The organism is Micromonospora sp. NPDC049282 (genome assembly GCF_043197045.1).
Taxonomy (GTDB): domain Bacteria; phylum Actinomycetota; class Actinomycetes; order Mycobacteriales; family Micromonosporaceae; genus Micromonospora.
Window position 1 is genome coordinate 72,622 of sequence record NZ_JBICSL010000022.1, and the last position, 14,803, is coordinate 87,424.

General features: G+C 72.8%; 12 protein-coding genes. 7 read left to right on the top strand and 5 right to left on the bottom strand.

The window, feature by feature from the left end:
* Window positions 1–541: 541 nt before the first annotated feature.
* Genes ACGFI2_RS27160 through ACGFI2_RS27170 form a run of 3 tightly spaced genes read right to left on the bottom strand, consistent with a single transcriptional unit; the run spans window position 542 to window position 3,967 of the window.
* Window positions 542–1,303 (bottom strand): succinate dehydrogenase/fumarate reductase iron-sulfur subunit, encoded by a 762-nt coding sequence (locus ACGFI2_RS27160; RefSeq protein ID WP_393522033.1) that lies wholly within the window; start codon window positions 1,301–1,303, stop codon window positions 542–544.
* Window positions 1,300–3,234, bottom strand: a complete 1,935-nt coding sequence (locus ACGFI2_RS27165) for a fumarate reductase/succinate dehydrogenase flavoprotein subunit (protein WP_393522035.1) — start codon at window positions 3,232–3,234, stop codon at window positions 1,300–1,302. Before ACGFI2_RS27165 ends, ACGFI2_RS27160 begins: the two co-directional genes overlap by 4 nt.
* A 1-nt stretch (window position 3,235) precedes the next feature.
* Complete coding sequence (locus ACGFI2_RS27170) at window positions 3,236–3,967, bottom strand: succinate dehydrogenase cytochrome b subunit (RefSeq protein WP_393522037.1); 732 nt, start codon at window positions 3,965–3,967, stop codon at window positions 3,236–3,238.
* Window positions 3,968–3,996: 29 nt separating this feature from the next.
* Here ACGFI2_RS27170 and ACGFI2_RS27175 point away from each other — a divergent pair, with 29 nt between their 5' ends.
* Window positions 3,997–4,932, top strand: coding sequence for a LysR family transcriptional regulator (locus ACGFI2_RS27175; RefSeq protein ID WP_393522055.1), 936 nt, complete (start codon window positions 3,997–3,999; stop codon window positions 4,930–4,932).
* On the opposite strand, the gene hrpA is transcribed toward ACGFI2_RS27175, so the two are convergent.
* Window positions 4,929–8,921 carry an ATP-dependent RNA helicase HrpA gene (gene hrpA, locus ACGFI2_RS27180; protein ID WP_393522039.1) on the bottom strand — a complete coding sequence of 1,331 codons (3,993 nt, stop codon included), beginning with the start codon at window positions 8,919–8,921 and terminating at the stop codon, window positions 4,929–4,931. The two genes, ACGFI2_RS27175 and hrpA, sit on opposite strands and share 4 nt — an antisense overlap.
* Before the next feature lie 126 nt (window positions 8,922–9,047).
* Between hrpA and ACGFI2_RS27185 the strand changes: the two genes are divergently transcribed.
* On the top strand, window positions 9,048–9,521 hold the full coding sequence (locus tag ACGFI2_RS27185) for a cytidine deaminase family protein (RefSeq protein ID WP_393522041.1): 474 nt from the start codon (window positions 9,048–9,050) through the stop codon (window positions 9,519–9,521).
* A 62-nt stretch (window positions 9,522–9,583) separates the two neighbouring features.
* Entirely contained in the window at window positions 9,584–10,417 is an 834-nt protein-coding gene (locus ACGFI2_RS27190) for a phytanoyl-CoA dioxygenase family protein (protein ID WP_393522043.1), read from the top strand.
* Between the two features lie 9 nt (window positions 10,418–10,426).
* Here the strand turns inward: ACGFI2_RS27190 and ACGFI2_RS27195 are convergent, their stop codons facing one another.
* A complete protein-coding gene (locus tag ACGFI2_RS27195) occupies window positions 10,427–10,564 on the bottom strand; it encodes a hypothetical protein (protein WP_393522045.1) in 138 nt (45 codons plus the stop codon).
* Window positions 10,565–10,639: 75 nt separating this feature from the next.
* On the opposite strand from ACGFI2_RS27195, the gene ACGFI2_RS27200 reads away from it, so the two are divergent.
* The 4 genes from ACGFI2_RS27200 (at window position 10,640) to ACGFI2_RS27215 (ending at window position 14,653) form a co-directional block, all read left to right on the top strand.
* Entirely contained in the window at window positions 10,640–11,686 is a 1,047-nt protein-coding gene (locus ACGFI2_RS27200; RefSeq protein ID WP_393522047.1) for a FecCD family ABC transporter permease, read from the top strand.
* 77 nt (window positions 11,687–11,763) lie between these two features.
* Window positions 11,764–12,819: a FecCD family ABC transporter permease gene (locus ACGFI2_RS27205; RefSeq protein ID WP_393522049.1), complete on the top strand. Its 1,056-nt coding sequence runs from the start codon at window positions 11,764–11,766 to the stop codon at window positions 12,817–12,819.
* Complete coding sequence (locus ACGFI2_RS27210) at window positions 12,816–13,658, top strand: ABC transporter ATP-binding protein (RefSeq protein ID WP_393522051.1); 843 nt, start codon at window positions 12,816–12,818, stop codon at window positions 13,656–13,658. Before ACGFI2_RS27205 ends, ACGFI2_RS27210 begins: the two co-directional genes overlap by 4 nt.
* Window positions 13,659–13,708: 50 nt before the next feature.
* Entirely contained in the window at window positions 13,709–14,653 is a 945-nt protein-coding gene (locus ACGFI2_RS27215; protein WP_393522053.1) for an ABC transporter substrate-binding protein, read from the top strand.
* Window positions 14,654–14,803: the final 150 nt, after the last annotated feature.

Sequence of the window (14,803 nt, forward strand, 5' to 3'; positions counted from 1 at the left end):
TACCCGCGAGGAACGGGTTGAACCGGAGACGTCGGACCGGGCCGTGTCCGGCGTGACACGCGGTGTCAGAGGCACCTCCCGGCGCCGCCTTTCGAGCTGATATCAGGAACGACTCGCCGGGGATGCGCCGACCCGGCTCGCATCGGCTGCGTGGGGGTGGCCGTCGGTGACCGGTGGTCCGGTGACCGGTGGTCCGGTGACCGGTGGTCCGGTGGTCCGGTGGTCCGGTGGTCCGGTGGTCCGGTGGTCCGGTGGTCCGGTGGTCCGGTGGTCCGGTGGTCCGGTGGTCCGGGGGTCCGGGGGGCCGGGGTGAGCGGGCGATATCAGGAACGACTCAGCTCCAAAGGCAGTCGAGAGCGACTTCCCTGGACCCGGTGACGGTGACGGTGACGGTGACGGTGACGGTGACGGTGACGGTGGTCGGGGAGGGTCGGCGGGTCGGCGGACCGCTGCGCGGCGCATACCCCCGCGACGGCGACCGCCGCGCCCGCGGTTGCGGGGCGCGGCGGTCGGGGAAGGCGGCGGGTGGCCCGCCGTGGGCTCAGGAGCCGGGGGTGCCGGCGCGCTTCGTCGTCGCCTTGAGGTAGTCCCGGTTGAGCCGGCCGATGGTGTTCAGCGGGATGCCCTTCGGGCAGGCCGACGCGCACTCGCCGATGTTGGTGCAGCCGCCGAAGCCGGCCTCGTCGTGCGCGTCCACCATGCCGATGACCCGGGTGTACCGCTCGGGCTGACCCTGGGGAAGCAGCGAGAGCTGGGTGACCTTGGCGGCGGTGAACAGCATGCCGGAGCCGTTCGGGCAGGCCGCCACGCAGGCGCCGCAGGCGATGCAGGCGGCCGCGGAGAAGGCCGCGTCCGCGTCGTCCTTGGCCACCGGGGTGGAGTGCGCCTCCGGGGCGCTGCCGGTCGGCGCGGTGATGTAGCCGCCGGCGGCGATGATCTGGTCGAAGGCGTTCCGGTTCACCACCAGGTCCTTGACGACCGGGAAGGCGCGGGCCCGCCAGGGCTCGATGTCGATCGTGTCGCCGTCGGAGAACTGCCGCATGTGCAGCTGGCAGGCGGTGGTGCCGCGCTGCGGGCCGTGCGCCTCACCGTTGATCATGAGGCTGCACATGCCGCAGATGCCCTCGCGGCAGTCGTGGTCGAACGCGACCGGCTCCTCGCCGTCGAGGATCAGCCGCTCGTTGAGCACGTCGAGCATTTCCAGGAAGGACATGTCCGGCGACACGTCCGGCACCGGGTAGGTCACCATCCGACCCTTGTCCTCGGGGCCGGACTGGCGCCAGATGCGCAGGGTCAGGTTCACTTGTAGCTCCGCTGCGAGGGGTGGACGTATTCGAAAACCAGGTCTTCCTTGTGCAGCACCGGGGCGTCGGCGTCGGCGTACTCCCAGGCGGCGACGTACGCGAACTGGTCGTCGTCGCGCTCCGCCTCGCCGTCGGGGGTCTGGTGTTCGGCCCGGAAGTGGCCGCCGCAGGACTCCTCGCGGTGCAGCGCGTCGATGCACATGAGCTCGGCCAGCTCGAAGAAGTCGGTTACCCGGCCGGCCTTCTCCAGCGACTGGTTGAGCCCCTCGCCGTCACCCGGGACGCGGGCCCGCTGCCAGAACTGCTCGCGCAGGTCGCGGATCTCGCCGATCGCCTTGCGCAGCCCGGCCTCGGAGCGCTCCATGCCGCAGTGCTCCCACATGATCTGGCCCAGCTCCCGGTGGAACGAGTCCACCGTGCGGTCGCCGTTGATCGCGAGCAGCCGGCGCAGCCGCTCCTCGACCTCGGTGCGCGCCGCGACCGCCTCCGGGTGGCTGGCGTCGACCTTCTCCAACGGGTTTGCGGCCAGGTAGTTCGCCAGCGTGCTGGGCAGCACGAAGTAGCCGTCGGCCAGGCCCTGCATCAGCGCCGAGGCGCCGAGCCGGTTCGCGCCGTGGTCGGAGAAGTTGGCCTCACCGATCACGAACAGGCCGGGGATGGTCGACTGGAGGTCGTAGTCGACCCAGAGGCCGCCCATCGTGTAGTGCACGGCGGGGTAGATCCGCATCGGCACCTCGTACGGGTCCTCGCCGGTGATCCGCTCGTACATCTCGAAGAGGTTGCCGTACTTGGCCTCGATGGCCTTGCGGCCGAGCCGGCCGATCGCGTCGGCGAAGTCCAGGTAGACGCCGAGGCCGGTCGGGCCGACGCCGCGCCCCTCGTCGCACACGTTCTTCGCGGCGCGGGAGGCGATGTCGCGCGGGACCAGGTTGCCGAAGGAGGGGTAGATCCGCTCCAGGTAGTAGTCCCGCTCGTCCTCGGGGATGTCGCGCGGGCTGCGGTCGTCGCCCTTGACCTTCGGCACCCACACCCGGCCGTCGTTGCGCAGCGACTCGCTCATCAGGGTCAGCTTCGACTGGTGGTCGCCGGAGACCGGGATGCAGGTCGGGTGGATCTGGGTGTAGCAGGGGTTGGCGAAGTACGCGCCCTTGCGGTGCGCCCGCCAGGACGCGGTGACGTTGCACCCCTTGGCGTTGGTGGAGAGGTAGAAGACGTTGCCGTAGCCGCCGGAGGCGAGCACCACCGCGTCGGCCATCTCGGTGCTGATCTCGCCGGTGACCATGTCGCGGACCACGATGCCGCGGGCCCGGCCGTCGACGACCACCAGCTCGAGCATCTCGTGGCGGGCGTTCATCTCCACGTTGCCCAGGCCGATCTGCCGCTCCAGCGCCTGGTACGCGCCGAGCAGCAGTTGCTGCCCCGTCTGGCCCCGGGCGTAGAAGGTCCGCTGCACCTGGGCGCCGCCGAAGGAGCGGGTGTCGAGCAGGCCGCCGTACTCGCGGGCGAACGGGACACCCTGGGCGACGCACTGGTCGATGATGTTGACCGAGACCTCGGCCAGCCGGTGCACGTTCGACTCCCGGGACCGGAAGTCGCCGCCCTTGACCGTGTCGTAGAAGAGGCGGTGCACCGAGTCGCCGTCGTTGCGGTAGTTCTTGGCCGCGTTGATGCCGCCCTGCGCGGCGATCGAGTGGGCCCGGCGCGGGCTGTCCTGGTAGCAGTAGGACTTCACGTGGTAGCCCTGCTCGCCCAGCGTCGCGGCGGCGGAGCCGCCGGCCAGGCCGGTGCCGACCACGATCACGGTCAGCTTCCGGCGGTTGGCCGGGTTGACCAGCTTCATGTCGAAGCGGTGGCGGTCCCATCGGGTCTCGACGGGGCCGTCCGGGGCCCGGGTGTCGGCGATCGGTTCGCCCTCGGTGTACAGATCCATGTCAGGCCACCAATCCGGTGAGTACGGCGAACGGGACCAGCAGGTAGCCGGCGCAGAGCACGACGGCGAAGACGAGCGCGGCGGCGCGGGCCCGGCGCTCACCCTTCGGCGTCTGCTGGCCGAGGCTGCGGAACGCGCTGAAGGCGCCGTGCCGCAGGTGGAAGCCGAGGGTCACGACGGCCAGCGCGTAGAAGAGGGTGACGTACCAGCGCCCCGGGGCGAAGTCGGCGACCACGTTGCCGTAGGGGTTGGCCGGGTCGCCCTGCGGGTTCAGGTGACCGGTGGTCAGGTCCAGGATGTGGTAGATCACGAACAGCAGGATGATCACACCACCCCAGCGCATGGTGCGGGCCGCGTAGTTCACGTGGATCTTCCGGCGGTGCGCGTACGCCACCGGGCGGGCGGCCCTGGCGCGCAGGGCCAGCACGGTGGCCGCGCCGATGTGGGCCAGCACCGCGACGGTGAGCACGGCGCGCTGGATCCACAGGAACCAGGTGGTGGGCAGCAGCGGCGTGCCGATGTCCCGGAGCCAGTGCGCGTAGTGGTCGAACGAGGTCTCGCCCGTGAAGATCTTCAGGTTGCCGAGCATGTGCAGGATCAGGAACAGCACCAGGATGATGCCCGTCACCGCCATGACGGCCTTGAGACCGACGTTCGAGCGGATGGGCGACCGAGTTTTCGTGATTACCACATGACCGACGCTAGGAGTAGTTCGATCAGGCGTCCAATGCATCGAAATCACAGTCTTGATAGCCGTAGGCTATAGAGATGCAGCTCCATCAACTCCGGTACTTCGTGGCGGTCGCAGAAGTACGACATTTCACCCAGGCGGCCGATGTCGTCGGCATAACCCAGCCGTCGTTGAGTAAGCAAATTCACGCCCTGGAGGCCGACCTGGGGGCCCCGCTCTTCGAGCGGGTAAGGGGCAACATCGCGCTCACCGCGGCCGGCGAGGTGCTGCTACCGCTGGCCAAGCGGATCCTCGCCGACGTGGACACCGCCACCCGCGAGGTGCAGGAGCTGGTCGGGCTGCGTCGGGGGCGGGTCCGGCTCGGCGCCACGCCCAGCCTGGCCACCTCGCTCGCGCCCCCGGTGCTGCGCCGGTTCCGCGACGCCCATCCCACCGTGGACCTGCGGGTCGAGGAGGGCGGCTCCCAGGACCTCGTCCGCGACATGCTCCGCGGCGACCTCGACCTGGCGCTGGTCATCATGCCGTCCGGCGGCGCCGACCCCGGGCTGCGCGTCGACGCGATCCTGCGGGAGAGCCTGGTGGTCGCCTCGGTGGACCCGCTGCCGGGCGTCTCGGCCGCCGGTGAGCTGCGCATCACCGACCTGCGCGACCAGCCGCTGGTGATGTTCCGGGAGGGCTACGACCTGCGGGACGCCACGCTCCAGGCGTGCCGGGCGGCCGGCTTCGAGCCCACCCTCTCGGTCGACGGCGGGGAGATGGACGCCGTGCTCAGCTTCGTCGAGGCCGGGCTCGGCATCGCGCTGGTCCCCGGCATCGTGGTGGCCCGCCGGCCGGGCATCCGGGTCACCCGGCTCGCTCCGCCCGGGGTACGTCGCACCATCGCGGTGGCCCGCCGCCGTGACGTGGTGCCCACCCACGCCGGTCGCGAGCTGCGCCGCATCCTCCTGGAGTACGTGCACGACGCCACCGCAACCACCCAACTCCCCGCCGGCGTCGAGCCCCTCTAACGGCCCTCGGCGTCGTCCATGGCGCGGTAGATGCGTTGCTCGGAGACCGGGTAGGGGGTGCCGAGGGCCTGGGCGAAGACGTTCACCCGTAGCTCCTCGATCATCCAGCGGATCTGCCGGGCCGCCGGGGTCGCGCGCTTCGCCGGGGGCAGCGCGGCCAGCATGTCCTGGTATTCCTTCTGCACCACGGCGATCCGGTCCTGCTGCTGCTTGTCCCGCTGCGGGTTGCCGGACAACCGGTCCAGCCGGCGCTCGATCGCGGTGAGGTAGCGCAGCAGGTCGGGCAGGCGGGCGTAGCCGGCCTCGGTGATGAAGCCGGCGTGCACCAGGCCGGTGAGCTGAGCGCGGATGTCGGCCAGCGCGGCCACCACGGCCAGGTTGCGGGTCGCGCCGAGGCGCTGCTCCACCGCGTACGAGGCGGCCAGCACCTGCCGCACCCGGCTCATCACCTCGACCACGGTGTCGACCAGGTCGGCGCGGACCCGCTCGCGCAGCGCCGCGAACCCGTCGGCGTCCCAGGCCGGGCCGCCGGCGTCGGTGACGAGCTTGTCGATGGCGGCGCCGGTGGCGTCCTCGATCAACGCCGGCACCCCGCCGTGCGGGTTGCGCGACAGCGCCAGCTTCGCCTCGTTGCTCAGCCGGCCCTGGAGGAACTTCGCCGGCGACGGCAGGGTCAGCCGCAGCAGCCGGCGGGTGCCCGCCCAGTGCGCGGCCTCCTGCTCCCCGGCCGAGTCGAACACCTTCACCCCGACGGTCGCGCCCTCGTCCACCAGCGCCGGGTACGCGGTCACCGCGAAACCGGCACGGACCTGCTCGATGGTGCGCGGCAGCGCGCCGATCGACCATCCGGTCAGCCCGCTGCGGGCCAGGTCCGGCGCGGCGGCGACGACGACCTGGCGTACCTCCTGGCGCAGCTCGCGTTGCAGCGCCGGCAGGTCCTTGCCCTCGGCGACCGGCTTGTCGTCGTCGCCGAGCACCCGGAAGGTGACCCGCAGGTGCGGCGGCAGCCGGCCGGGGTCCCACGCGTCCGGCGGCACGGTCACGCCGGTCATCCGGCGCAGCTGCCGGGTCAGCGCGGCCAGCAACGGCTCCTCGCCCGGCGTGATCGCGGCCAGCGCCGCGCGCGCGTAGTCGGGCACCGGTACGAAGTTGCGCCGGACCGGCTTGGGCAGCGACCGGATCAGCGCGATCACCAGTTCCTCGCGCAGCCCCGGCACCTGCCAGTCGAAGCTCTCGGCCGGCACCTGGTTGAGCAGCGGCAGCGGGATGTCCACGGTGACGCCGTCGGTGGGCGCGGTCGGGTCGAACGTGTACGTCAGCGGCAGCGTGACGCCGTCGGCCCGCCACTCGTCCGGGTAGTCCTCCTCGTCCACGCCACCCCGGCCGTCGGTGACGAGCAGTTCGCGGGTGAACGTGAGCAGGTCCGGCTGCTCCCGGCGGGTCTTCTTCCACCAGGCGTCGAAGTGCCGGCCGGAGACCACGTCGGCGGGGATCCGCTGGTCGTAGAAGGCGAAGATGGTCTCGTCGTCGACCAGGATGTCGCGCCGCCGGGCCCGGTTTTCCCACTCCTCGACCTCGGCCAGGAGCTTCTGGTTGTCCCGCCAGAACTGGTGGTGGGTCTGCCAGTCGCCCTCCACCAGCGCGTGCCGGATGAACAGCTCCCGGCTCAACGCCGGGTCGATCCGCCCGAAGGTGATCTTTCGGGAGGTGACGAGCGGGATGCCGTAGAGCGTGACCTTCTCGTAGGCCATCACCGCGGCCTGCTTCTTCTCCCAGTGCGGCTCGCTGTAGCTGCGCTTGACCAGATGCTGGGCCAGCGGCTCGACCCACTCCGGCTCGACCCGCCCGGCGACCCGGCCGAAGAGCCGGGACGTCTCCACCAGCTCGGCGGCCATCACCCAGCGCGGCGGCTTCCGGAACAGCGCCGAGCCCGGGAAGATCACGAACTTCGCGCCGCGGGCGCCCAGATATTCGTGCTTCTGCGCGTCCTTGAGCCCGAGGTGCGACAGCAGACCGGGCAGCAGGGACTGGTGCACCTTCGGGGTGTCGATCTCCTCCGGCAGGTCGGCGCCGCCGCGCCGGCCCTCGCCCTTCTCGCCGGCCCGCAACACCTGGCGGAGCTGGCTGACGATGTCCTGCCACTCGCGTACCCGAAGGTAGTTGAGGTGTTCGGCCTTGCACATCCGGCGGAACGCGCTGGAGGACAGCTCCCGCTGCTTCTCCCGCAGGTAACGCCAGAGGTTGAGGTAGGCGACGAAGTCGGACTCCTTGTCGGCGAACCGGGCGTGCGCCTGGTCGGCCTGGGCCTGCCTGTCGGCGGGACGCTCGCGCGGGTCCTGGATGGAGAGCGCGGCGGCGATCACCACCACCTCGGTGGCGCAGCCGTTGCGTTCGCCCTCCAGCACCATCCGGGCCAGCCGTGGGTCGACCGGGAGCTGGGCCAGCCGCCGGCCCAGTGGGGTGAGCCGCTTCGCCGGGTCGGTCTCGGCCGGGTCGAGCGCGCCCAGCTCGTGCAGCAGGTTGACGCCGTCGGCGACGTTGCGCCGGTCCGGCGGGTCGATGAACGGGAACGCGGCGACGTCGCCGAGCCCGATCGAGGTCATCTGGAGGATGACCGAGGCCAGGTTGGTGCGCAGGATCTCCGGGTCGGTGAACTCGGGGCGGGAGTCGAAGTCCGACTCGTCGTAGAGGCGGACGCAGATGCCGTCCGAGGTGCGCCCGCAGCGGCCCTTGCGCTGGTTGGCGCTGGCCTGGGAGACCGGCTCGATCGGCAGCCGCTGCACCTTGAGCCGGCTGGAGTAGCGGGAGATCCGGGCGGTGCCCGGGTCGACCACGTACTTGATGCCGGGCACGGTCAGCGAGGTCTCCGCGACGTTGGTGGCGAGCACCACCCGGCGGTTGTTGTGCGGGGCGAAGACCCGGTGCTGCTCGGCGCTGGAGAGCCGGGCGTAGAGCGGCAGGATCTCGGTGCCGAGCAGGGAGCGCTTCTTCTGCACCAGCTTGCCCAGCGCGTCGGCGGTGTCCCGGATCTCCCGCTCGCCGCTGAGGAAGACCAGGATGTCGCCGGGCCCCTCGGCGGCCAGTTCCTCGACCGCGTCGCCGATGGCCTGGATCTGGTCCCGGACGTTCTCCTCGTCGGCCTCGTCCTCCTCCTCGGCCTCGGTGACCTCGACCAGCGGCCGGTAGCGGACCTCGACCGGGTAGGTGCGCCCGGAGACCTCGACCACCGGGGCCGGGTTGCCCTCGGCGTCGGCGAAGTGCTTCGCGAACCGGTCGGTCTCGATGGTCGCCGAGGTGATGACCACCTTGAGGTCGGGCCGGCGGGGGAGCAGCTGCCGCAGGTAGCCGAGGATGAAGTCGATGTTGAGGCTGCGTTCGTGCGCCTCGTCGATGATCAACGTGTCGTACTGCCGGAGCATCCGGTCGGTCTGCAGCTCGGCCAGCAGGATGCCGTCGGTCATCAGCTTGACCAGGCTGGTGTCGCCGACCTGGTCGCTGAAGCGCACCTTGTAGCCGACCACGCCGCCCAGCTCGGTGCCGAGTTCCTCGGCGATCCGGTCGGCGACCGTGCGGGCGGCCAGCCGGCGGGGCTGGGTGTGGCCGATCAGGCCGGTGACGCCGCGGCCCAGCTCCAGGCAGATCTTGGGCAGCTGGGTGGTCTTGCCGGAGCCGGTCTCGCCGGCCACGATCACCACCTGGTGGTCGCGGATCGCGGCGGCGATGTCGTCCTTGCGCTCGCTGACCGGCAGCTGCGCCGGGTAGGTGATCGCCGGCACCGCGGCCCGCCGGGCCGCCAGCCTCGCCTCGGCCCGGGCCACGTCGGCTGCGATCTCGGCCAGCGCCGCGTCCCGCCGCTGCGGGTCCCGCAGCCGCCGCGCGCCGTCGAGCCGCCGCTGGAGGCGGCGCTGGTCGCGGAACATCAGCGAGGCGAGGCGGCGGTGCAGTTCGCGGGCGGTCTCGTCGGCGGCGGGTACGGCTGGATTCTGCATGTCGTCGCCAAGGATAGGCAGCCGCGCGGCGGACCGCCCCCGGGTTACCGCCCGCTGGCGTGCCGTCCGGGGTCGGGGCGTCCGGCGCGGATAAGGTTGCCGCCGACGAGGTCGACGAGGACGGGGATGATCATGCGGGACACCGACCGGGCGCTCGTGCAGGCCGCCACCGCCGTCGCGAAGCTCCGCTGCCGTAGCGACAACCACACCGTCGCGGCCGCCGTGCGTAGCGCCGACGGCCGGGTGTTCAGCGGGGTGAACGTCTATCACTTCACCGGTGGCCCGTGCGCCGAGGTGGTGGCCATCGGCGCGGCCGCCACCCAGGGCGCCGGGGAGCTGGAGTCGATCGTCGCGGTGGGGGACCGGGGTCGCGGTGTCATCCCGCCCTGCGGGCGCTGCCGGCAGGTGTTGCTCGACTACTTCCCGTCGATCCGGGTGATCGTCGGGCCGGCGGACGGGCTGCGCGCGGTGCCGGTGGCCGACCTGCTGCCCGAGACGTACGTGTGGTCGGACCATCAGGTCGAGGTGCCGGCCGGTCCGCGTACCGGGGTGTGGCCGCTGCCGGTGGTGCCCGGGAGTCGCCAGTCCGCGGAGGACTGACGCCGGGTCTTGCGGCACCTTTCCAACGTTGTAATACTCGGGTTCCGTACTGAGGAGGCCCGATGACTCCCTATGCCGCGCCGGCCGACGAGACCCCGGTCGAGGCCCTCGGCGACCTCTACCGCGACGGCATCACCGCCTGCCGGGCCGCCTTCGCGGTGGACTGGGTCACGCAGGTCGGCGAGGACGTCGACGCGGCGTTCCGGGAGGCCCGGTCCCGCCCCGACGGGGCGGTGGGCCGCGGCCCCGAGCGGTGGTACGTCGAGATCCACCCGGAGCAGTTGCGCGGCTTCGTCGACCTGGTCACCCACCCGTGGGTGGTGTCGGTGTGCCGGGCCGTGCTCGGCCCCGACTACGAGATCGTCGAGCTGGGCTTCGACATCCCGTTCCCCGGCGCCGCGATGCAGCCGTGGCACCGCGACTTCCCGATGCCCGACGAGACCCGGCTGCGGCGCCGGCTCACCTCACTCGCGTTCAACCTCACCACGGTCGACACGATCGAGGAGATGGGCCCGTTCGAGATCGCTCCGGGCACCCAGTGGGACGACGGCCGCGACTTCCACCACGAGATGTTCCCGCCGAAGGACCGCTACCCGCGCTACCAGGACCGTGCCGTGCGCAAGTATCCGAAGCGCGGCGACATCTCGGCGCGCTCCGCGCTCACCGTCCACCGGGGCACGCCGAACGTCAGCGACCGGGCCCGGCCGGTGCTGGTGCTCGGGGTGGACGCCCCGGGCGCGGGCAACGCGGCCCACCACGACCTGGCGGTGACCCGCCCCTACTGGGACGCGCTGCCCGACCTGGTCCGTGACCACCTGCGCTGCCCGGTCGTGGACACGCTCGTGCCGATCCGGCAGAAGCACACCATCGAGGGCCTGGTGATGGGCGCGGAGTGACCCGCCGCGTCAGCCGCCGGCCGGTCGGGCGCGCAACGCCCGGATCGCCCAGTCCAGCACCGGCGCGAGGCTCTCGACCGGCGGCCACCCGTTCACCACGCCGAGCAGGCTCTCGTACCGTTCCCGCCGGTGGAGGCGCAAGCGCATCGACATCGCCGAGTTAGGTGTGCCTTACCTGGTCAGTTAAGGTAAGGCGTACCTAATCGGAAGGCGAACACCCCCGTGACCACCGTCGCCGTCCGGCCCGTCCGGGCCGACGCCCCCGCCCGCCGCGGCGCCCCGCGCCGCGTCGCGGTCACCCTGGCGGCGGCGCTCCTGCTCGTCCTCGCGTTGCTGGCCAGCCTGGCGCTCGGCAGCCGCCACCTCCCGGTCGACCAGGTGTGGCACGCCCTGGTCGCGCCGGACGCCGGTGACGCCACCACCGTGGTCCGCGAGCTGCGGGTGCCGCGTACCGCCCTCGGGCTGGTCGTCGGTCTCGCGCTGGCACTGGCCGGGGTGCTGTTCCAGGCGGTCACCCGCAACCCGCTGGCCGAGCCGCGCATCCTCGGCGTCAGCGCCGGCGCGTCCTTCGGCGTGGTGCTCGCCATCGCCGTGTTCGGGGTGAGCACGCTCGCCGGGTACGTCTGGTTCGGCATCGCCGGCGCGCTGTTCGCCGGGCTGCTGGCGTTCGCCGTCGCCAACCGCACCCGCGAGGGCGCCAGCCCGGTCACTCTCGCGCTGGTCGGCGCGGCCCTCGACGCCGGTCTCGGCGCGATCGTGTACGCGCTGCTCAGCATCGACGCCCGCACGTTCGAGGAGTACCGCTTCTGGGTGGTCGGCGGGCTCACCGGCCGGGACGTGGGCGTGGCCGGGCAGGTGCTCCCGTTCGTGCTGGCCGGGGTGCTGCTGGCCGCGCTCGCCGCCCGGGGCCTGGACGCGCTCGCCCTCGGCGACGACGTCGCCCGCGGGTTGGGGCACCGGGTCGCCCTGGTCCGGCTGGCCGCCGGCGGCGGGGGCGTGCTGCTCACCGGCGCCGCGGTGGCCGCCGCCGGCCCGATCGCCTTCGTCGGGCTGGCCGTCCCGCACCTGGCCCGGGCGCTGGTCGGCGCCGACCACAGGTGGACGCTGCTGGTCGCCGCGCTGCTCGGCCCCACCCTGGTGCTCGCCGCGGACGTCGCCGGCCGCCTGGTCGCCCCGCCCGGCGAGATCCCCGCCGGCATCGTCACCGCCCTGCTCGGCGCCCCCCTGCTCGCCGTCCTGGTCCGCCGGGCCAAGGTCGTCACCGCATGACCACCCCTCCCACCCCCCGCGATCTTGCAGCTCCCGCCCCGGCGAATCGGACAACTGGCCGGTTGGGCGGACCGCAAGTGCAAGATCGCCGGGGGCGGGGCGGGGCGCTCGCGGGGAGGGCGCTGCTGCGGGTCGGGGCGGTGGCGGTGCCGTTCCGGTGGCGGGCTGTGGTGGTGGCCGGGGTGCTGCTCGTGCTGCTCGCCGCCGCGGTGGTGGTCAGCCTGTCGCTCGGGACGCCGTACGTGGCGCCGGGCGACGTGCTGCGGTCGCTGTCCGGGGCGGGCACCCCGTACGACCTCGTGGTGCGCGACCTGCGCCTGCCCCGCGCGGTGCTGGCGGCGCTGGCCGGCGCGGCCTTCGGCGTGGCCGGCACGCTGATCCAGAGCGTGGCCCGCAACCCGCTGGCCAGCCCCGACGTCATCGGCGTCACCCAGGGTGCCGGGCTGGCCGCCACGGTGGCGCTGACCAGCGGCGCGGCGGCCGTGCTGGTGGCGCCGGCGGCGCTGCTCGGCGGCCTGGTCGCGGCCGTGCTGGTGTTCGCGCTCGGCGCCCGGCACGGTCTGGCCGCCCAGCGGTTCGTGCTGGCCGGCGTGGCGGTGGCGTTCGCGTTCCGGGCGCTGATCGAGGTGGTCATGCTCACCGCCGACCCGATCGACGGCCTGCGCGCCCAGCTCTGGCTGATCGGCACGCTGGCCGGCAGGGGGTGGACCGAGGCGGCCTGGATCGCCGGCACGCTCGCCGCGCTGCTGCCGGTGCTGCTCTGGGCCGGCTGGGCGCTGCGCGGCAGCGCCCTGGACGACGACACCGCGCGGGGGATCGGGCTGCGTCCGGTGGCCCGGCGGATCGGGCTGGCCGGCACCGGCGTGCTGGCCGCCGCCGCGGTCACCGCCCAGGTCGGCGCCGTGGACTTCGTGGCGCTCGTCGCCCCGCAGGTGGCCCGCCGGCTGGTCCGTGCCGAGCGCCCGCCGATGCTCTGCTCCGCGTTGCTGGGCGCGCTGCTGCTGGTGCTCGCCGACCTGGCCGGCCGCCGCCTGTTCGCACCCACCCAGTTGCCGGCCGGTGTGCTGACCGCGGCCATCGGCGGCCCGTACCTGATCTTCGTGCTGCTGCGCACCCGAGGGAGGCGCTCGTGACCGCGCTGCTGTCCACCCGCGACCTGGTCGTCGGCTACGAGGGCCGGACCGTGCTGGACGGGCTGGAACTCGACCTGCCGGCCGACGCGTTCACCGTGATCGTCGGCCCGAACGCCTGCGGCAAGTCCACCCTGCTGCGCACCATGGCGCGGCTGCTCACCCCGCGTCGCGGCGCGGTGCTGCTCGACGGCGCGCAGATCCGCGACCTGCCCACCCGGGACGTGGCCCGGCGGCTCGGCGTGCTGCCGCAGAGCCCGCTGGTGCCGGAGGGGATCACCGTGGCCGACCTGGTCGGGCGTGGCCGGCAGCCCTACCAGCGCTGGTGGCGGCAGTGGTCGACCGAGGACGGGCGGGCCGTCGACGAGGCGATGCGGCTGGCCGACGTGACCGGGCTGGCCGACCGCGCGGTGGACACGCTCTCCGGCGGGCAGCGCCAGCGGGTGTGGATCGCGATGACCCTCGCCCAGGACACCGACGCGCTGCTGCTCGACGAGCCCACCACCTTCCTCGACCTGGCCCACCAGGTGGAGGTGCTGGACCTGCTGCACCGGCTGCGCGCCGAGCGGGGCCGCACCGTGGTGGCCGTGCTGCACGACCTCAACCAGGCCGCCCGGTACGCCGACCACCTGATCGCCATGCGTGACGGCGCGGTGGTCGCGGCCGGCCCGCCGCGCGAGATCCTCACCGCCGGCCTGGTCCGCGACGTCTTCGGGCTCGACTGCGTGGTCGTGCCCTGCCCGGTCACCGGCGCCCCGCTGGTGGTGCCCGCCCGCACCCAGACCTCGGCCGCTCCGGCCGGCACGCCGGCCACGGCCGGCGCCCACGTCGGCGACGCCTGAGCGCGCCGGCCCGCACCCGCACCCGCACCCGCACCACGGAAAGGAACCTGATGCGTCGCCTCGCCGCCGTACTCACCACCGCCCTCGCCCTCGGCGTCGGCCTCACCGCCTGCGGGGAGAGCGACCCGGTCGCCGGCGCCGGCGCCGGGGAGACCCGGGAGATCACCCACGCCATGGGCGCCACGAAGGTGCCCGCCGAGCCGAAGCGCGTGGTGGTGCTCGACACCGACAAGATCGACACCGCGCTGTCGCTGGGCGTCACCCCGGTCGGCGCGGCGACCGCCGGCGAGGCGAAGAGCTGGCCCACCTACTTCGGCGCGGACAAGCTCGCCGGCATCTCCGAGGTCGGTGTGCTCACCGAGCCCGACCTGGAGGCGATCAACGCGCTCAAGCCGGACCTGATCCTCGGCAGCAAGTTCCGCCAGGAGAAGTTCTACGACGAGCTGTCCGCCATCGCGCCGACCGTGTTCACCGAGAAGGTCGGCGTCACCTGGAAGGAGAACTTCCTCCTCGACGGCGCGGCGCTCGGCAAGGAGCAGCAGGCCAAGGACCTGCTGGCCGAGTACGAGAAGCGGGCGAAGGACTTCGGGGCGAAGCTCGGCGACGCGGACGCGCGGAAGGTCTCCATCGTGCGCTTCATCCCGGGCAACATCCGGGTGTACGGCCCGGACTCGTTCTCCGGCATCGTGGTCGGCGACACCGGCCTGGGCCGCCCGGAACGGCAGCGCCTGGAGGGCAAGGCGGACAAGCGCTTCGACCTGGTCAGCGCCGAGCGGGTCAACGAGGTCGACGGCGACGTGGTGTTCGTGACCGCGTACGGCGAGAAGGCCGCCGCCGAGCAGGCGAAGGTCACCACCGGCAGCCTCTGGCAGGGCCTGTCCGCGGTCAAGGCGGGCAAGGCGCACGTGGTCTCCGACGAGGTGTGGATGACCGGCATCGGCGTCACCGCCGCCAACAAGATCCTCGACGATCTGGCGAAGTACCTGGCCGCCTGAGCCCCGTCCGCCCCGCCGCTGACTAACGGAAAGAGTGGCTATCCGAGGCTGGATAGCCACTCTTTCCGTGGAGTAGTTCCATCCTGAGTTGGCTGGTCAGGGGGTGTTGACGGGCGGGGTGGGGTAGGTGTGGGGGCAGGTCAGCGCTCG